This window comes from Streptomyces blastmyceticus, assembly GCF_039521185.1.
GTDB lineage: Bacteria > Actinomycetota > Actinomycetes > Streptomycetales > Streptomycetaceae > Streptomyces > Streptomyces blastmyceticus.
This window is the reverse complement of sequence record NZ_BAAABW010000021.1, coordinates 52,969-71,084: the sequence shown is the minus strand read 5'-3', so window position 1 is coordinate 71,084 and position 18,116 is coordinate 52,969. Positions and strand designations below refer to the sequence as shown.

The 18,116-nt window shown below is 71.1% G+C and carries 18 protein-coding genes; 7 read left to right on the top strand and 11 right to left on the bottom strand.

The annotated features are described in order from the left end of the window. Window positions 1-307: 307 nt before the first annotated feature. Window positions 308-1,093: a cytochrome P450 gene (locus ABD269_RS19035; RefSeq protein WP_344119325.1), complete on the top strand. Its 786-nt coding sequence runs from the start codon at window positions 308-310 to the stop codon at window positions 1,091-1,093. A gap of 324 nt (window positions 1,094-1,417) precedes the next feature. Here ABD269_RS19035 and ABD269_RS19030 read toward each other — a convergent pair whose 3' ends face one another. Further along, the gene (locus tag ABD269_RS19030; protein ID WP_344119323.1) at window positions 1,418-1,873 is read right to left on the bottom strand and encodes a hypothetical protein; all 456 of its coding nucleotides are present in this window, start codon (window positions 1,871-1,873) and stop codon (window positions 1,418-1,420) included. Window positions 1,874-2,126: 253 nt separating this feature from the next. Here ABD269_RS19030 and ABD269_RS19025 point away from each other — a divergent pair, with 253 nt between their 5' ends. Next, the gene (locus tag ABD269_RS19025; protein ID WP_344119321.1) at window positions 2,127-2,624 is read left to right on the top strand and encodes an RICIN domain-containing protein; all 498 of its coding nucleotides are present in this window, start codon (window positions 2,127-2,129) and stop codon (window positions 2,622-2,624) included. A gap of 85 nt (window positions 2,625-2,709) precedes the next feature. On the opposite strand, the gene ABD269_RS19020 is transcribed toward ABD269_RS19025, so the two are convergent. The 3 genes from ABD269_RS19020 to ABD269_RS19010 form a co-directional block, all read right to left on the bottom strand. After that, the gene (locus tag ABD269_RS19020) at window positions 2,710-3,231 is read right to left on the bottom strand and encodes a DUF6879 family protein (protein ID WP_344119508.1); all 522 of its coding nucleotides are present in this window, start codon (window positions 3,229-3,231) and stop codon (window positions 2,710-2,712) included. 200 nt (window positions 3,232-3,431) lie between these two features. Then, the gene (locus ABD269_RS19015; RefSeq protein ID WP_344119319.1) at window positions 3,432-4,913 is read right to left on the bottom strand and encodes an alpha/beta hydrolase; all 1,482 of its coding nucleotides are present in this window, start codon (window positions 4,911-4,913) and stop codon (window positions 3,432-3,434) included. Between the two features lie 38 nt (window positions 4,914-4,951). Continuing rightward, window positions 4,952-5,290 carry a DUF4190 domain-containing protein gene (locus tag ABD269_RS19010; RefSeq protein WP_344119317.1) on the bottom strand — a complete coding sequence of 113 codons (339 nt, stop codon included), beginning with the start codon at window positions 5,288-5,290 and terminating at the stop codon, window positions 4,952-4,954. Between the two features lie 138 nt (window positions 5,291-5,428). Between ABD269_RS19010 and ABD269_RS19005 the strand changes: the two genes are divergently transcribed. Beyond that, entirely contained in the window at window positions 5,429-6,685 is a 1,257-nt protein-coding gene (locus tag ABD269_RS19005; RefSeq protein ID WP_344119315.1) for a sensor histidine kinase, read from the top strand. Next, window positions 6,682-7,365 (top strand): response regulator transcription factor, encoded by a 684-nt coding sequence (locus ABD269_RS19000; RefSeq protein WP_344119313.1) that lies wholly within the window; start codon window positions 6,682-6,684, stop codon window positions 7,363-7,365. Before ABD269_RS19005 ends, ABD269_RS19000 begins: the two co-directional genes overlap by 4 nt. Before the next feature lie 88 nt (window positions 7,366-7,453). Here ABD269_RS19000 and ABD269_RS18995 read toward each other — a convergent pair whose 3' ends face one another. Next, complete coding sequence (locus ABD269_RS18995; RefSeq protein WP_301887616.1) at window positions 7,454-7,882, bottom strand: organic hydroperoxide resistance protein; 429 nt, start codon at window positions 7,880-7,882, stop codon at window positions 7,454-7,456. Window positions 7,883-7,912: 30 nt separating this feature from the next. Further along, window positions 7,913-8,932: an NADP-dependent oxidoreductase gene (locus ABD269_RS18990; RefSeq protein ID WP_301887617.1), complete on the bottom strand. Its 1,020-nt coding sequence runs from the start codon at window positions 8,930-8,932 to the stop codon at window positions 7,913-7,915. 88 nt (window positions 8,933-9,020) lie between these two features. Here ABD269_RS18990 and ABD269_RS18985 point away from each other — a divergent pair, with 88 nt between their 5' ends. Next, on the top strand, window positions 9,021-9,455 hold the full coding sequence (locus ABD269_RS18985; protein ID WP_344119309.1) for a MarR family winged helix-turn-helix transcriptional regulator: 435 nt from the start codon (window positions 9,021-9,023) through the stop codon (window positions 9,453-9,455). A 13-nt stretch (window positions 9,456-9,468) separates the two neighbouring features. Here ABD269_RS18985 and ABD269_RS18980 read toward each other — a convergent pair whose 3' ends face one another. Further along, a complete protein-coding gene (locus ABD269_RS18980) occupies window positions 9,469-9,984 on the bottom strand; it encodes an isochorismatase family protein (RefSeq protein WP_344119307.1) in 516 nt (171 codons plus the stop codon). A gap of 226 nt (window positions 9,985-10,210) precedes the next feature. Between ABD269_RS18980 and ABD269_RS18975 the strand changes: the two genes are divergently transcribed. After that, a complete protein-coding gene (locus ABD269_RS18975; protein WP_344119305.1) occupies window positions 10,211-12,106 on the top strand; it encodes an AfsR/SARP family transcriptional regulator in 1,896 nt (631 codons plus the stop codon). Between the two features lie 46 nt (window positions 12,107-12,152). Here ABD269_RS18975 and ABD269_RS18970 read toward each other — a convergent pair whose 3' ends face one another. Together ABD269_RS18970 and ABD269_RS18965 are read right to left on the bottom strand one after the other, a co-directional pair. After that, on the bottom strand, window positions 12,153-13,577 hold the full coding sequence (locus ABD269_RS18970) for a cytochrome P450 (RefSeq protein WP_344119303.1): 1,425 nt from the start codon (window positions 13,575-13,577) through the stop codon (window positions 12,153-12,155). A gap of 73 nt (window positions 13,578-13,650) precedes the next feature. Then, complete coding sequence (locus ABD269_RS18965; RefSeq protein WP_344119301.1) at window positions 13,651-14,520, bottom strand: SDR family NAD(P)-dependent oxidoreductase; 870 nt, start codon at window positions 14,518-14,520, stop codon at window positions 13,651-13,653. Between the two features lie 114 nt (window positions 14,521-14,634). Between ABD269_RS18965 and ABD269_RS18960 the strand changes: the two genes are divergently transcribed. Next, the gene (locus tag ABD269_RS18960; RefSeq protein WP_344119299.1) at window positions 14,635-15,114 is read left to right on the top strand and encodes a nuclear transport factor 2 family protein; all 480 of its coding nucleotides are present in this window, start codon (window positions 14,635-14,637) and stop codon (window positions 15,112-15,114) included. A 52-nt stretch (window positions 15,115-15,166) separates the two neighbouring features. Here the strand turns inward: ABD269_RS18960 and ABD269_RS18955 are convergent, their stop codons facing one another. Beyond that, window positions 15,167-15,586, bottom strand: a complete 420-nt coding sequence (locus tag ABD269_RS18955) for an ester cyclase (protein WP_301887604.1) — start codon at window positions 15,584-15,586, stop codon at window positions 15,167-15,169. A 126-nt stretch (window positions 15,587-15,712) separates the two neighbouring features. Continuing rightward, complete coding sequence (locus ABD269_RS18950; protein WP_344119296.1) at window positions 15,713-18,103, bottom strand: KR domain-containing protein; 2,391 nt, start codon at window positions 18,101-18,103, stop codon at window positions 15,713-15,715. Window positions 18,104-18,116 lie beyond the last annotated feature (13 nt).

The window sequence follows — 18,116 nt, the reverse complement described above, 5'->3', positions numbered from 1 at the left end:
CCTGCGGTATGCCGAGGCGGCTGAACTGCTCCGCGACCCGCGGTTGATCTCGGACATGAGCCTTGTAGTGGAGCGGGCCGGGAGGACCAGCGGGCCGCTCCATGACGCAGCTGCCCTGACGGTGCAGAGTCGGAGCGGTGCAGACCTCCATCGAGTGCGAGGGTTGGTCACCAGGCGGTTCGCGGCGCCCAGGGTTGCCGAGTTGCGGCCGTTCATCCGCACAACTGCGGAGAGACTGGCGGAGAGACTCGCTGCCGCCGGGCCATGCGACTTCGTAGAGGCATTTGCCGATCCACTGCCGCTCACGGTGATCTGCCACCTGCTGGGGATCCCGCTCAAGGACTACGGCCTCATCCGGCGCCGGTCCAAGGACATCAGTCTGATCTTTGCGCTCGACTGCGATCCCAGTCTGCTGCCTGTCGTGGAGGAGAGCCTGGCCGGGCTGTCCGGCTACGTCGAGACGCTAATCCGAGAGCGGGCGAAGGAGACGGGCGGCGGCCTTGTGCTCTCCCACCTCCTGCGCACACACCAGGACGGGGGCCTGGACGAAGGCGAGCTGCGGACGCTCGTCGTCCAGTTGCTGGGCGCCGGGTCCAACACGGTAAGCCACCAGCTGTCCCTGGCCATGGTCGCCTTCGCCCGCCACCCTGAGCAGTGGACGCTGCTGCAAGAACACCCCGAACTGGCGGAGCAGGCGGTGGACGAGGTCCTGCGATACTGCCCCACCACCGGGGCGATCGGCACCCCCCGCACCGCGGTCGAGGACCTGTGCTACCAAAGCCTGCATATCCCCGCCGGAACCAGTATCTACCTGGGCGTGCACCCCGCCCACCGGGACCCCCGTGTATTCCCCGACGGCGACACTTTCAACATCAGCGTAAAGCGCGAGGTACCGCTCCTGGTCTTCAGCGGCGGCCCGCACTACTGCCCCGGCGCAATGCTGGGCCATACCGAACTCACCGAAGCCCTCACCGTGCTCACCAGTCGGCTGGGCTCACCTCGCATCGCCGGACCCGTCACCTGGAGGCCCCCGCTCGGGAATGTCGGGCCGGAAACCCTGCCCCTGTGCTTCGGCTGGGGAGTATCGGCTTAGCTAAGACCGTGTCCTAGCCAAGGGCAGCCGTGCCGGCAGCCTCTAAGGCCGACCACCCGCTCCACCACGCGCCGCACGACCTGCGGCCGGACCCTCCGGGAGTCGCGCGCGGCCTCGGCGACGCTGCGCGAGCTGTAGCGGAGGTCGAAGAGGATTACTGAACGCCAAGCACGGTCGGGCGGAACGCTGTTGCCGAGTGAAGGGGGAAGGTGATGAGCGGTGCGTGCCACGGATACTCCGTCGGTAGCCACCGCCAGGTAGTTCCTGACGGGCTACCGGAATCCCATGGGCCCGTTCGCACGTACGTCTCTCACACAGGCAAGGCTACCCGGATCGCAAATTTCGGCGAGCGCGCCACCGCCTGCGCAGGATGAAGAAGGCCACCAGAGCGATCGGCGGCGAGAGGGAGATCAGCGTGGGGATTCCCGAAGGCAGGCCGCGGCCCACCGCCAAGGGGAACGTAAGCGCCAGAACCAGAGGCGGACAGGCGTAGAGCACCGCGCCCGCCCACCGCCACGCCTTCTCTATCCGCGACCACCACGGCCGGGTTTGAGCCCGGGGCTCGGTGTAGACGACGAGGACCGAGACCGGCCACACGACGAGAGCGGCAAGGAGGGGCGAGATCGCCACGCCGCGCCATCCCAGGAGCTCCCGCAGGAAGGACGCGCCCGGATAGGAAAGCATCAGGAACAACAGCACGTTGAGCGCGCCATACCCGACCGCCTCTTTCACCGAGGTCGGGCTGTCCTCACCAACGGGCTTTTCGCATACACCTGACATGGTTCTCTCCTCAGCCTGCGCCGTACGACCGACCAAGGTCAGGGTGTCAGGCGCAGGCGTTCGCCACACCGCCGAGACCGCTCACGCCCGAGGTGAAGACGGCGAGTACGGCCATTGCCACAGACGCCTCTCCCGCTCCCTGGCCCCTTGAGCGACCCACGCGCTACTGTGCTCTCGCCTCGGTCCGGATGGGCCGGTTCGACCCATCCGCACAGCCGGTTCACCGACTTCCGGAAGGGACGGCGTCATCAGCATGAGGATCGCCACGAGCAAGTCCCGACTCCTCGCCACGGTCGCGGCGGGATCCGCACTCACCTTCGTCCTGTCGGGCACGGCGCACGCCGACCGCCCCGACGTGTACGTCCAGCAGCTGGCGACCGGCCACTGCCTCACCTTCAACAACGGCGGTATGTACGCCGGGTCCTGCAACAACGGCCTCGCGAACTCCTTCTACGAGAAGGAACTCGGCAACGACTACGTCCAATACGTGTACAACGGCCAGGGAAACACCTGCCTGGGCATGAACTCCAGCAACGACGACACCGTCGGGGCGTGGCCCTGCGACGCGGGCTACGAGTCGATCTGGTGGCGTGACCGCAGAAGCGGCGGCATCGGCGCGAAGCTGTGGAACCAGTTCTCGATGATCGCCAATCGCGCCGACCAGTGTCTGGACGCGGGACCGGACGGCCGGCTCGTCACCGCCGGGTGCAACGACGGCGGCTACCAGCGGTGGTCCGCCAGGAACAGGTGACGGCCCGGACCCGACCGCCGCCCGGGCGGCGCCCCGTCGTTGGTGCGGGCACACGACCCACCAGACAGTCCCCGGCCGTTCCGGATCAAAGGTCAAGCTTCTTCACGTACTCCGAGAACGGCACCGACTCGGCCAGGGCAACTCGCTGCGCTTCCCGGAACGGCTCCGGGTCGCCTTCGAACACCTCTCGGTTGACCTGTGTTCCATCCGGCTCATAGTTCATGAGCACGACCGTTGACCGGTCGAACATCCAGAAGTCCTGGACGTCGGGGAGCGGGTTTTCCCGGTCGGTCACATCCAGGATGCGAATCTCCTCGCCTGCCAGGACGTGAGGCTCGTAGTACATGAACTCGTACCGGAGGTAGTCCGACAGTGGCCGGGTCACGATGTGGACCCGACCCTTGGTCTTCCCCTCATTGCGGATCCGTTTCAGGTCGTCCGTGTACTCGTCCGAGTAGGCGTGAGGGTCGATCCGGCCACCAGCGAGGAATTCCCGGACTTCCTCTTCCTCATCCGGCACCCGATATACCGGCAGCGTTTCGAGCCTCCATGCTTCCGTTCGGAAGTCTCGGAACTTGGCTCGCCACTCGTCACCGTCCAAGAGCACAGGCAGGTTGCACCTCTCCGCACTGTCACCGCTACCCGTAAGCCGCGTAAGCGTCATGCGCCCAACTCCCCTGACGTCCGGCCTCGGTCGGGCCGTCTGCCAACGACGCTAAGGATGATGCTCACCCGCTGTCCATGCCGGAGGCGAGCGCGTGGGTCATTTCGCCGACAGTCGAGCCACTTCAACCCCGGAATCCGAACTCACCCGGACCCGGCCGGCACTCGGCAGGTCACGTCCTTGTCCGGGAGCCTGCCCGTGGTCAGGTAGGCCGTGGCGGCCTCGTCCGCGCAGGAGTTGCCGCCGGGCGCGTAGAGGACGCCGTGTCCCTCCCCGCCGGCGACGGTGAGCATCCGGGAGCCGCGCAGGGCCCGGTGCATGGCCCGGCCGGCGGGGAGGGGTGTCTGGGGATCCCACTCGTTCTGTGTGATCAGTGCGCCGACCTTGTTGTCGATCGTGGTCTGCTGCTCGCTGCCGGGCTTCCAGAAGGCACACGGCGTGATGCCGGACGCGAAGTCGCCGTACAGCGGATACCGGGCCTTGTCGCGGATCGCGTCGCGGCGGTACTGCTCGGGGCCGTGCGGCCAGGTGCGGGTGTCGGCGCACATGACGGCCCAGGCGCTGGAAGCGTAGTTGTCGTCGGCCTCCTCGGGCGTGCCGGAGGAGTCGGGGCTCTTGCTCCCGGCCGCGTTCTTCAGCCCGGCGATCCATTCCGCGCCCTTCCGGACGTGGAACAGGGCGCGGCTGTTGGCGCGGATGTCGTCGCCTGTGAAGGTCGCCCCCTCGAAAGGGACGGGCTCGCGGTTCGCCTGCGCGATCAGGTTCCAGAAGGTCTTGCGAACCTCGGCCGGGGTTTTGCCCAATTCGTAGGTCTTGTGCCGCTCGGCCGTCCATTCGGTCCATCGCGTGAAAGCCCGCTCGGCCGCCTTCGCCTGGTCCTGGAGCATTCCCCGCCAGACCCGCGCGGGATCGGTCGCACTGTCCAGTACGAACCGGTCGGCCCGCTGGGGGAACATCTGCGTGTAGACGGCGCCGAGGTAGGTGCCGTAGGAGATCCCCAGGTAGGAGATCTTCTTCTCGCCCAGCGCGGCACGGATGGCGTCCATGTCGCGGGCGGAGTTGCGGGTGGTGAGGTGCGGCAGCCTGTCACCGGCCTCGGCCCGGCACTTCTCGGCGACCGTGCGTGCCCGCTCCACGTCCTTCGCGAAGGTCCCGTCCTTGTAAGGGTGTTCGCTCTGTTCGTCCGCGGTCAGGCCGCAGGTGACGGGAGAGCTCCGTCCGACGCCCCTCGGGTCGAATCCGACGAGGTCGTACTGTCGCCGCACTTCTCCGGGGATCCTCAGTCCCGGGTCGACAGGCAGATCCAGACCCGGCCCGCCGGGACCACCGGGGTTGAGCAGCAGAATGCCGCGGCGTTCCTTCTCGCTGCTCGCCTTCAGCCGGGATATCGCGATGTCGAGCTTTTTGCCACCGGGATCGCTGTAGTCCAGCGGCACTTCGAGCGTGGCGCACTGAAAGGTGTCGGGGCTGTTCGCGTCGCAGCGCTGCCACTTGAGCTCCTGCCGCAGGGGATTCCTGGTGGCAGAGGAACCGGATGTGGCAAAGGCCGTTGCGGGTGTCAGTGCCGAAAGGGAAGCCGCCGCGATGCCGACGGCCAGAAGAGGAGCTGTTCGGGTGTTTCGCACGATGGTGCTCGTCCTTACCGGGGAGGATGGGCAGCCGGTCATTTTCCGGTGAGGTGCCGGCGGACGCACTGTGTGTATTCGTGAAGGCTGTCGGGCCGATAGCACTCCTGCGTCTTGTTCGCGTACCAGACCATGAAGACGGCGACCAGTCCCGACACCACGATCGCGAGGGACGACGTCACCACGGCGGTGACGGCCTTGTGCCGGCCGGCGCCGGTCCGCCCGGACGTCATCAGGGCGGCGATGCCCAGGATCAGGCCGATGACGGCGAGCGGGCCGCCGATGACGACGACCGAGGTGAGCAGGCCGGTGATGCCGAGCACCATGGCGGCCGTGGCCAGGCCGTTCTTCGATGTCTGTATCTCTTGAGTGTTCATCGGCCGTTCTCCCGTCGACTGGTCAGGAGGCGATTGTGAATTCCGGGGGCCGGTGCGCACATCGCGGGAAGGCGGGAGAAAACGCTCCCCCGATCGAGGGAGGCCGCCGGTCGGCTGTCCGGCGATACTGGCCTGATCATGATCAGGGGAATCCGGCCGCTGCTGCGCGGCTCCACGTATTCGGGTGCGCTGTTCGCCTATTGCGGCGCGCTGGCGAGCCTGCCGCTGCTGCCTTTCGCGACGCTTCCGGCACTGGCGTGGCCATCCGCTCCGGTGGGGGTGCGGTACGTGCTGACCCTGCTGGTCTGGGCCGTACTGATCGGCGTGATCGGGCTGGCCCGCACCACGCGGCGGGTGCTGATCGCGTGCGCCCGGCGGATGCTGGGGGTGCCGTTGCCGGACCCCGTGGGCGGGCGCCGGCGTGCGGGCCCGACCGGTGACGGGCCGGCCTCTCCCGATCGTCTGCGGACTCCTCTGTGGCTGCTGCTGCACGTGGCGCTGGGGTGGGCGGGGGCGCAGGTGGCCATCGCGCTGCTCATCGCGGGCCTGCTGCTCCCCGGGGGCTGGGCCGGTGCCGAGGCGGGGCTGAGCGTGAACGGCTGGACGGTGCGGCCGGAGAGCGGCTGGCCGAGCTGGGTGGCGGCGCTCGGCTGCGTGCTGTCGGCGGCGGCCCTGTGCGCGGCGGTGACGAGCGCGCTGCGGTGGCTGGCGCCCAGGCTGTTGGGGCCGTCGTCGGCGGAGCGGCTCGCGCTGGCGGCCGAGCGGGAGCTGCGGCTGGCCGAACGCAACCGGCTGGCCCACGAATTGCACGACTCGATCGGGCACACGCTGACCGCGACCACAATCCAGGCGGCGGTGGCGGGCGAGATGCTCTCCGCCGACCCGGTGGCGGCGCGGGCCACTCTGCGCAGCATCGAGGAGTCGGCCCGGTCCGCGCTGGAGGACCTGGACTACGTGCTGGGCGTGCTGCGCGAGGAGAAGGCGGAGACGGCGCCGACCCGTACCCTGGCCGACCTGCCCGAGCTGCTGGACCGGCTGCGGCACGCGGGCGCGGTGGTGGAGCCGGAGCTGTCGGGCGAGTTGGCGCTGGTCCAGGGGACGCTGTCCCGGGCGGCGTACCGGATCCTGCAGGAGGGGCTGACGAACGCGCTGCGGCACGGGTCGGGCGCTCCGATCGAGGTCCGGGTGGCGGTCGCGCCGGACGGGCTGGAGCTCAGTGTGGTCAACCGGACCGGGGCCACGGGCGCGGGCCCGGGTGCCTTCCCGACGTCCGGGCACGGCCTGCCCGGGCTGGCCGAGCGCGTGCGGCTGCTGCACGGTGAGATCGAGGCCGGTCCGTACGGGCCGCGGCACTGGCGGCTGGCGGTCCGGCTGCCGGTACGGTTGCACGCATGATCGGCCCTGAGGCGAGCGCGGCCGTCACCCTCCTGATCGCGGACGACGACGAGGTGACCCGCAGCGGCCTGCGCATGCTGCTCGCGGCGCAGCCGGGGATCGCGGTGGTCGGGGAGGCCGCCGACGGCGTCGAGGCGGTCGAGCGGGCGCGGCTGCTGCGGCCGGACGTGGTCCTGATGGATGTGCGGATGCCGCGCCGCAACGGGATCGAGGCCACCCGGCAACTCCTCGCCGAAGCCGAGGCGTCCGGACCGCCGAAGGTCGTGGTGATCACCACCTTCGAGAACGACGGCTACGTCACCGCCGCGCTCGGCGCGGGGGCCAGCGGGTTCGTGCTCAAGCGGCATCCGGTCCGGCAGATCGCGGAGGCGGTGCGGGTGGCGGCGGCGGGGGAGGCGATCCTCTTCCCGGCGGCACTGCGCCGGATGGTCGCCGCCCGCCCTCTGGACTCCGCCGAGGCGCTGCCGAAGGCGGCGCTGACGGGACGGGAGGAAGAGGTGCTGCGCTCGATGGCCACCGGCCTGTCCAACCCGGAGATCGCGGAATCGCTCACGGTGAGCCTGGAGACGGTGAAGACGCACGTCGGGAACGTACTCACCAAGCTCGGCGCGCAGAACCGGACCCACGCGGTGGTGATCGCGTACGAATCCGGCCTGGTGGTGCCGGGGTTCACGGGCTGAGGAGGCCCCGACCCATAAAAACGCCCCGAGCCCCGGCCTTCGCGGCCGGGGCTCGGGGCGTGCGGCTGGAGCGCCGTCGCGGCGGCGGTCAGGCCACCGTCAGGGTGACCTCGATGTTGCCGCGGGTCGCGTTGGAGTACGGGCAGACCTGGTGGGCCTTCTCGATCAGGTCGCGGGCGCGCGCCTCGTCCACGTTCGGGATGGTCGCGGAGATGGCGACCTTGATGCCGAAGCCGCCGTCGGGGGTCTTGCCGAGGCCGACCTCGGCGGTGACGGTGGAGCCGGAGATGTCGGCCTTCTCCTGGCGGGCGACGACGCCGAGCGCGCCCTGGAAGCAGGCGCTGTAGCCGGCGGCGAAGAGCTGCTCGGGGTTGGTGCCGGCGCCGCTGCCGCCCAGTTCCTTCGGGGGGTTGACGACGACGTCGAGCTTGCCGTCGTCGCTGGCGACGCGGCCGTCACGGCCGTTCTCGGCGGTGGCGACGGCGGTGTAGAGGACCTCTACGGGCTGAACGGGCATGGGAGTTCCTTAAAGGGAGTGGGGGGAGGCTCAGGCGTCGAGGGTGACGATCATCTTGCCGGTGTTCTCGCCGCGCAGCATGCCGAGGAACGCGTCGACGTTGTGCTCGATGCCGTGGACGACCGTCTCGCGGTACTTGAGCTCGCCGGAGCGGATCCAGGCGCCGACCTCCTGGACGAACTGCGGCTGGAGGTCGCGGTGGTCGGCGACGAGCATGCCCTGCATGCGCAGCCGCTTGCCGATGACCGACGTGAGGTTGCGCGGGGCGGGGGTCGGCTCGGTGGCGTTGTACTGCGCGATCATGCCGCAGACGGTGATCCGGCCGTGCAGCTTGAGGGAGTCGATGGCCGCTTCGAGGTGCTCGCCGCCGACGTTGTCGAAGTAGACGTCGATGCCGTCGGGGGCGGCCGCCCGGAGCTGCTCGGCGACGGGGCCGTTCTTGTAGTTGAAGGCGGCGTCGAAGCCGTACTCCTCGGTCAGGAGCTTGACCTTCTCGTCCGTACCGGCGCTGCCGATGACGCGCGAGGCGCCCTTGAGCCTGGCGATCTGGCCGACCTCACTGCCGACCGCGCCCGCCGCGCCGGAGACGAAGACGGCGTCGCCCTCCTTGAAGGAGGCGACCTCGACCAGGCCGGCGTAGGCGGTCAGGCCCGGCATGCCGAGCACGCCGAGGTAGGTGGAGAGCGGGGCGACCTGCGGGTCGACCTTGACGGCCTGCTTGGCGTCGACCACCGCGTACTCGCGCCAGCCGAGGCCGTGCAGGACGTGGTCGCCGACCGCGAAGGCGTCGGAGTTCGAGGCGACGACCTCACCGACGGCGCCGCCGTCCATGGGGCGGTCGAGCCCGTACGGCGGGAGGTAGGACTTGACGTCGTTCATCCGGCCGCGCATGTACGGGTCGACGGAGAGGTGGATGTTGCGCACCAGGATCTGGCCCTCGCCGGGCTCGGCGATCTCCGTCTCGCGCAGTGCGAAGTCCTCGGGCTTCGGCCAGCCGTGGGGGCGGGCGACGAGATGCCATTCACGACCGGTGACGGGGGATGCGGACATGGAAGGCGGCCTCCTAATGTTTCAGCAACTGAAACAACCATGCTCCTCGATATTTCATGTTGTCAAGCAACGGAGTACTCTGGAGCCCATGGCCCCCCGAACCGACGCACTGACCCGCGAAGTGGTCGACCTCATCGCGACCGTCGTGGCGCGCTACCACGAGGAGTACGAGGAGGCGGCCGCCCGGCACTCCCTCACCGGAGCCCAGGCGAAGGTGCTTGCCCTGCTCGCCGGCGAGCCGCAGCCCATGCGGCGGATCGCCCAGCAGCTGCGCTGCGAGCCGTCCAATGTGACCGGGATCGTGGACCGCCTGGAGTCCCGCGGGCTGGCCGAGCGCCGCCCGGACCCCGACGACCGGCGCGTCAAGCTCGCCGCCGCCACGGCGGAGGGCACGGCCACGGCCGAGCGGCTCCGCGAGTCGCTGAACTTCGCGCGCGAACCGCTGGCGGGCCTGTCGGCACAGGAGCGCACGGTGCTGCGCGACCTGCTCCGCCGGATGCTGGGCGACGACGCGACCGGCTGAGCCGGCCCCGGTCTCACCCCGCCACCCTCAGCTCCGACGCGGTGACCACCGTGCCCAGGCGCGGCATGTCCAAGGTCACCGACGCCCGGTGCTCCTCGGCCGTCAGGGCGCTCATCGCGTCCTCGACGAAGACCAGCTCGTAGCCGTGATCGGCGGCGGACCTGGCCGTCGACTCCACCCCGAGGTTGGTGGCGATCCCGGCGAGCACGACCGTGCGCACCCCGAGCCCGCGCAGCCGGGCGTCCAGACCGGTGCCGTGGAAGGCGCCGACGGTCCGCTTGACGACCTCGATGTCGCCGGGCTCCGCGACCCCCGGCAGCAGCGCGCTCCCGGGCGGCTGCTCCGCGGTGCCCGGCCGCTCCACCCGTACGACGACGACCGGCGCCCCCGCCGCCCGGAACCGCCGCGCGAGCGCGCCCGCCGTCCGGGCCACCTCGTCACCGCCGCGCGGCGCGAGCGGCAGCGCCACGAGGCGCTCCATCAGGTCGACGAGGACGAGTGCGGTGCGCCGCGGGTCGATTTCCGTCATGACCGGACCGTAGCGGCCGGCCCCGAGGCGCGGGCGGCGTACGGGTCGCCGCCGGGCTGACGGCAGGTGAAGCTTGCGTGACGGGCGGCACTGCCGTGGCGCGAGCGGCCCGGCCCCGGGGCGGTACGGTGGGCGGCGCTTGGACGGCCGTATGTCGTGGACAGCCGTATGTATAGGACACCCGTCCATTCATCAACTGTCGATCGCCCATGGATATGACCGGTCCATGGTGAATGTCCGAGTGACCCCGACCGTCGGCGCCCGTCTCTTCGGTGCCGTGGACCCCCGCAATGGTGAACGAGGCGGCCGCGCGACGGAAGCCCCCTGCGACGACCTGCGCATCAGCCTTCTCGGGCCGGTCCGCGCCTGGCGCGGGCAGGCGGAGATAGACCTGGGAACGCCCCAGCAGCGCACCGTGCTCGCGCTGCTCGCCGCCCAGGGCGGGCCGGTGCCCAGGGACCGGCTCATCGACGGGATGTACGGCCAGCGTCCACCGGGGTGCGCGTCCGGCCTGGTCTCCACCTACGCCAGCAGGCTCCGCAAGGTCTTCGAGCCCGGGCGCACCCCCCGTACCCACCCCAGCGTCCTCACCTCCGGGCAGGGCGGCTACGAACTGCGCATCGACAAAGGGGGCGTCGACGTGCACGCCTTCGCCTCCGCGGTCGACCAGGCGCGGGAGCGGCGCGAGCTCGGCGACCTCCACGGGGCCGCCGGGCTCTTCGAGAAGGCCCTGTCGCTGTGGCGGGGCGAACCGCTCAGCGGCATCGCGGGCCCCTGGGCCCAGGAGAACCGGCCGATCCTCGCGGAACAGCGCATCGGCGTCATGGAGGAGCGCTGGGCCCTGGAGCTGGAGCTCGGCCGGCATGCCGCGCTGACCTCCGAACTCTCGGCGGCGGTCGGGCGGTTCCCGCTGCGCGAGAGCCTGCACGCCCTGCTGATGCGGGCGCTGTACCGCTCGGGCCGGCAGGCCGACGCGCTCCGGGCGTTCGCCGAGGCGCGCCGCGCGCTCGTCGCCGAGCTCGGCATCGAGCCCTGCGCGGAGCTGCGGGAGCTGCACCGGCGCATCCTCAACAGCGACCGCGACGACGAGCCGCGCGCCACCCCGCTGTACTCCCCCGGCGGCGGGCCGGGGCCGGGGCGCCCGCGGATGGTGCGCCCGGGTCAGCTGCCGCCCGCCCTGCGGCATCTCACCGGCCGGGACGCGCCCGCCGCCACCATGGCCGCCGCGCTGACCGCGCCCGCCCGGCAGGGCGTCCCGGTGTGCCTGGTGTCCGGCATCGCGGGGGTGGGCAAGACGGCGCTGGGCCTGCACGTGGCCCACCGGGTGGCGGAGCACTACCCCGACGGCCAGCTCTACGCCCGGCTGGACGGGCCGCTCACCGAACCGGCGGCGGTGCTCGGGCAGTTCCTCCTCTCGTGCGGGATGCGTGTCGGCGACATCCCGGACGGACTGGAGGCGCGCTCCGCAGCGTTCCGCTCGCTGCTGGTCGGCAGGCGGATCCTGGTGATCCTGGACGGCGTTGCCTCGGCGGCGCAGCTGTCGCCCCTGCTCCCGGGGGCACCCACGGCCGGGGTGATCGCCACCGCCCGGCGACCGCTGCCGGTGCCGCTGGTCACCGATCACCTGCCCCTCGACGTGCTCTCCCCCGCCGATGCCGGGGAGCTGCTCGCCCTGACCTCGGGCCGCAGGCGCCGGACGGCGCCCGACGACGACTGGACGCGGCTCGCGGAGCTGTGCGGGCGGCTCCCGCTGGCCCTGAGCAGCGCGGCGGCGCGGCTCGTGGAACGCCCCGCGTGGACGGTCGCACACCTGGCGGACCGGCTGGCGGACGAGGGCCGGCTCTTCACGGAGCTGAAGTCCGGCGGGGCGGCGCTGAAGTCGGCGTACGCCGACGACCGCGACCGGCTCGGCGCGGAGCGGGCGTGGGCGCTGCGGGCGCTCGCGGGGACGGACGCGGCCGACATCTCGCCGGAGTCGGCGGCGGCGTGCCTGGGGGTGGGCGTGCGGGAGGCGGAGGAGCTGCTGGAGTCGTTGGTCGACGCGGGGGTGCTGGGGGCGCCGGGGATGGGGGTGTACGGGTTCCAGGGTCTGATGCGCCTGTTCGTGCGCGGGTGCGGGTGACGCTCCGTTTCCGGGGGCTCCGCCCCCAGACCCCCGTCCCGTGGGATCAGTGCCGCACCGGGCAGGTCAGTGGCGCGCTCCCCTTCGTGGAGGGCGTGGCTTTGACGTCGCGGGAGTGTACGTGGACCAGGACGTCGCGCAGTGGGCGGAGGGAGATGACCGGGGAGCCGTACTGGAGGGAGTCGCCCGGGATGCGGCTGATCCGGAAGCGTTGGTTGATCATGGCCACGATGGTGCGCAGTTCGAGCAGGGCCATGAAGTTGCCGACGCACTGCCGCGGGCCCGCCCCGAAGGGGAAGTACGCCATGCGGGGGCGCTCCTTGACGGCCTCGGGGGTGAACCGCTGGGGGTCGAAGGCCATCGGGTTGTCCCAGTGGCGCGGGTTGTGGTGCGAGACCAGCGGCGAGAGCAGGATCGAGGAGCCCGCCTCGATGCCGTAGCCGTCGAGCGTGTCCGGGGCGACCGCGGCGCGCGGGAAGATCCAGATGGGCGGGTGCATCCGGAGGCTCTCGTCCACCACCGTCTTTGTGTACGCGAGGCCGTCGGCACTCTGCGCGTCCGGCAGGGTGCCGCCGAGCACGCGGCCGATCTCGCCGTCCACCTCCTCCTGGACGTGGGGGTGTTCGGCGATCGCGAGCAGGGTCCAGAAGAGCGAGACGGCGGTGGTCTCGTGGCCCGCGAGGTAGATGGTGAGGAGTTCGTCGCGGATCTGCCGGTCGGTCCAGGGCCTGCCGGTGGTGGGGTCCTCCGCCTGTTCCATCAGGGAGATCAGCGGGCCCTGGCCGGTGCGCGCGTAGCCGGCGCGGACGTCGGCGACGATGCGGTCGAAGACGCGGTGGATGCGGGCGATCTTCCGCTGCCGGTCGGTGGGCAGCCAGGAGGGCAGCATCTCGGAGGCCGTACCGCGCCGGAACATCACCTCGACCACGTCGTCGACGATGAGCTTCAGCACGCGCGACGACGGCTTGATGTCGTAGGCGAACAGCGAGCGGCTGAGGGTGACGAGGGTGAGGCGGAGCATCTCGGTCATCAGGTCCACGGGCTCGCCGCGGGCGGCCTTGCCCTCCCACTCGTCGAGCATCTCGGTGGTGGCGCGGACGATGTTGGGGATGATGTCGGTGACGGCGTTCTTGAGGAACACCGGCTGGACCGCGCGGCGGTGGCCGCGCCAGAACTCGCCGTCCGTGGTGAGCAGCCCCTTGCCCATGACGACGCCGAACTGCTCGTAGAGCGGGCCGCGCACGTAGTTGCCGTTGTTCTCCACCAGCACGCGGCGCACCGCTTCGGGGCTCGTCACCTGATGGACCGTCATGGGGCCGAGGCGCATGCGCACGACCTCGCCGTGGTCGCGCTGCAGGCCCAGCAGGAACTCCGCGGTGTTGCGGCGCCAGGAGCCGAGGCTGCCCAGCACGGGCACCCCCTTGGGGCCGGGGGCGGTGGCCGTGGCGGGAAGGGCGGTGGTGGCGGTCATCGTGCGTCCTTACGAATCGTGCCGGTCCGTACGGGCCGGGGCGGGGCTGGCCGGAGGGTGTCGCGGGGGCCGCTCACGGGTTGCGCTTCTTCTTCGGCACGGGGAAGGCGCGCCGTACGAAGAGGTTGTCGAAGACGGCGTCCGGGGCCAGCCGCCGCAGCGCGAGGGTGCTGTGGGCGAGGAAGCCGACGGGGTAGCGGGCGCGCGGGCGGGCGGTGCGGACGACGCGCTCCACCGTGCGGGCCACGTCGTCGGCCTGGATCGTGAACGTGCCGGCCAGGGTGCGGCGGCTGCCGGTGTAGATGGCGTCGAAGTAGTCGGCGGTGCGGCGGCGGAAGTCCTCGTAGACCTCGCCGACGGGCTTGAAGTTGGCCACATAGGTCGAGCCGAAGTCGGTGGTGCGGACCGGGCCCGGCTCGATCAGCACCACGCGGACGCCGAAGTCGGCGACCTCCAGCCGCAGGGCGTCGCTGAGCGCCTCGACGGCGTGCTTGGACGCCTGATAGAAGCCGCCGCCCGGGACCGCGTAACGGCCGAATATGGACGAGACGTTGACGATGGTGCCGGTGCCCGCGGCACGCATGCCCGGGAGGACCAGCTGGCTGAGGCGGGCCAGCCCGAAGACGTTGGTCTCGAACTGCCGGCGCATGTCGTCGAGGCCGACCTCCTCGACGACGCCGGACACGGCGAAGCCCGCGCTGTTGACCAGCACCCCGACCGAGCCGTGCGCCGCCTCGACGGTGGCGACGGCCGCGCGCATGCTCTCCTCGTCGGTGACGTCCAGCGCCAGCGTCCGGATGCCCTCGGCGGCGAGTTCGGCGAGGGTCCCGGGCCTGCGGGCGGTGGCGTACACGACCGCTCCGGCCCGGTGCAGCCGCCGTGCGCAGGCCCGGCCGATGCCCGATGAACAGCCGGTGATCAGCACCGCATTCGAAGACGTCATCACACTCTCCCGCCATTTCTCGCACCCCGCTCGGGGGTGTGTTGCCGTCAGGGTTCTCGTGGTATCAATGAGGGAATCGCAGGCCGGTATTCACACGCTTTCAAAAGGATTCGCATGTATCACCGAATCGTTGCCGCGAAACTACGCAAGGCGTTTTCCCAGATCGACTCCGGGGACTGGCAGTCCATGGTGGACACACTGGCCCCGGAATTCACCTACATTTTCTACGGGGAGCACGCGCTGTCCGGCGAGCGGCACACCCGCGAGGCCATGAGCCTGTGGTGGCAGCGGGTCTTCCGGCTCATTCCCGACGCCAGGTTCGAACCGCTGGAGATCATCATTTCCGGCGGTCCCTGGCTGACCAAGGTGGCCACCCGGGTGCGGATCGGCGGGCCGCTCCCTGACGGCACCCGCTACGACAACGTCATGACCCAGTTCCTCTATCTGAAGTGGGGCCGGATCACCGAGATCCACACGCTGGAGGACACCGTCGTCCTCCAGCGGGCGCTGGACGCCATCGCCGCCGCCGGAAACGCCGAGGCGCACGCCGCGCCCATCACGGACGCGGACGCGCGCGCCGTCCGGCAGGGCTGAGGGAGCGGCCCCGCCGGCCCCGGCACCGCGCGGTGCCGGGGCCGGGCGCGGTCTAGCCCAGGGCGCCGAGCTGCTTGGCCAGCTCCAGCCCGTCGAGCGAGAACCAGCTCTCCACGATCTTCCCGTCCCGGAACTCGTCGATGACGATCCCGCTCACCGAGAACTCCCGGCCGATGGCCGGAACGCCCTCGTAGGGCTCGCCGGTGTGGGTGCCGCTGGCGGTGAACCGGCTGACGACCTTCTCGCCCTCCAGGATCCAGTCGTCCACGACCACCTTGAGGTCGGGGAAGGACGCGCGCTGCAGCCGCACCCACTCCTTGAGGTGCTCCACGCCCTCCTTGCCGTTGGGCGCGGTGCCGTGGCTGATGTGGTCGTCACCGGCGCCCTCGTAGATGACGTCGAGATTCCCCTTGTTGAGGCACTCCTCGTAGTAGCGCTCCAGTACGGCCTTGTTCTCCTGCAACGTCGGCATTCCAACGCTCCGATTTCTCTCGGCACATCCGGATATTATTTCCCGCGGTCATTTCCCGCGGTTATTCACTGGGCATACGGCGACGACTCCGCAATGCCTTGACGGTGGCATTGCCCGGGAATTCTGTCAACCGTTTCCGAGCGGTCCCGCAAAACCCGATACGGTCAGCACGGGCAGCCCCGAGACCGCGCTTTTGGCGCGCCACACGCCCAGCGCCGGATCGCCCTCGACCACGGAATTCCCCTGCTCCCGGGAATGCAGGGTGACGCGGCCGATCACCAGGGGGTCGACCGCGACGGAGAGCCCTTCCCGCGCCTTCGCGCACAGCCGCACCACGTTCTCCAGGACGGAGACCGCGAGGGCCGTACGCGGCACGCTGGGCGTCGCCCAGAGGTCGTTGGAGGCGCACGGGCGCACCTCCGCGGACCAGCGGCCGTCGGGCAGTTGCGTCCAGGCCGCGGCCGGCACCACCGACGACCGCCAGCGCAGCATCGGCGGCCCCGAGCTCCAGGTGGTCGTCCGCGCGACGGGCGGCCGGGGCGGCGCGGGCGACCGCGCGTCCCCGGGTTCGTAGACGACCCGCAGGCTCGCCCGCGGCCCGTCCGGGCCGTCGTCCGGCCGCCGGAAGGACACCTCCACGACCCAGGTGCGCCCCTCCCGGGTGCCGCTGATCTCCCGTTCCCAGACCGTGGTGGGGCCGTCGAGGCGCAGCAGCTCCAGGGGTACGACGACCTCTTCGAGGCAGTCGACGCGCAGCGCGGGGAAGTCCTCGGGGACGATCCACTCCGCGCCCCGTACCGCGCTCTCCAGCAGCAGGCTCACCGGTACCGCCTCGACGCCGTCCATCAGGAAGTCCATCAGGACGGGCGCCCGTTCGCGGTCGAAGGTCACGCGCGAGACCATCCGGCTGTGCGGCCGGTAGGTGACGACCTCGCCCAGGTGGTAGATCTTCGGGAAGGTGTCGGTGAACCCGGGCAGGTCGGGCACGATGGGATAGCCGATGGCCTGGCCCGGGTCGATCGCCGCGCCCAGCGGGCCCACGAAGGTGACCTCGCCCTCGGATCCGGCGCGCAGCTCGGCCTGCCACTTGGCGAGGCCGTCCGCGACGTCGATGGCGGCCATGTAGCGCAGCGTCGCCGAGAAGTTGGAGATCAGCCCGATGCGGTCCCAGGTCGGCCAGGCGAGCGTCATCACGGGGAAGCCGGCCCGGCGGCCCGCCCAGCGGCCGAGGCGCGCCAGCCCCTCGTTGGCCGCCGCGTACTCCAGCTGGCCGACCATGCCGCCCAGGCGTCCGGTGAGGGAGCCCACGTTGCAGAAGAACTTCAGCGGGTGGTCGCGCAGTTCGCCGAAGAGGTTGGCGAAGCCCTCGATCTTCGTGCGGACGGTCGCGAGGACCTCGTCGTCCGTCTTCTTGGGCAGCCGCGCCGCGGTGTCCACCCCGGCGTTGTGCACCACGCCGGTGAGCGCGGCGCCCTCGCGGGCGAGAAGCTCGCGGACCTGGTCGGGGTCGGTGAAGTCGCACCGGGCGTAGTCGACGCGCAGCCCGCGGGCGCGGGCGCCGGTGACGTTGGCCGCGAGCTCCCACAGGCGGCGGACGCGGGCGATGTCCCGCCGTGTCCCGGCCGGCGGGCGCCCCCGGTTGTCGGACCACAACTGCTTCTCGTACACCTTCAGTTCGGCCTCGTCCATGCCATACCACGGCTCGTCGCCCGTGGGGAAGGGCTCTCGGCCGGTCACCACGACCCGCAGGCCGTGGCGCTCCGCGAGGGTGCGGGCGAGCTCCCAGCCGATGCCCCGGCCGCCGCCGGAGATCAACAGGCTGTCTTCGGGGCCGAGTTCGACGACGGGTTCGCCGGGCGGCCGGGCGGCGGGGGTGAGGGTCAGGCGCTGCCCGTCGCGGTAGCCGACCTCCAGCTCGCCGGGCCGGCCCAGCTCGGCGGCGACGATGCCGGGCAGTTCGTCCAGCGCGGAGAGCGCGATGTCGACGACGCGGGCGTTGCAGTTGGGGAACTCGCGGTGCAGCGTCTTCGCCAGCCCCGCCCAGATGCCGCCCAGCGGCTGCGCCAGGTCGTCCTGCGGGTGGTGGCCCATGCCGCCGCCGAGGTAGGTGACGGCGAGGTAGAACAGGCGGTTCGCCGAGGTCTCCGCCGCCCAGTCGTCGTAGGTCTCGCGCAGGGCGCCGACCGTGCGCAGCAGCGGCTCCCGCCAGGCCTCCGCCGGTCCTGTGGTGTGCCGTTCGGGAGCGCGGCCCACGGTGAGGTCGACGATCGCGTCCACGGCGCCGCCGGTCGCCCGGCGGCGCACGAGGGCCCCGCGCTCGGTCAGTGCCCGCTCGACGGCGGTGGCGGTCCCGTCCTCGTCGCCGAGGAGGAGCACGCGCATCCCCGTGAGCGGGGCGGGCGCCCCGGTCCGCGGCGGCAGGTTGGTGAGCTGCCACACCATGCGGGTCATCGGCTGTACGGCTGTGTCGTCGGCGTCACCCGTGGTGGGTGCGGCCGTTGTCAGTGGGGACAACATGGTTCACGTCCCT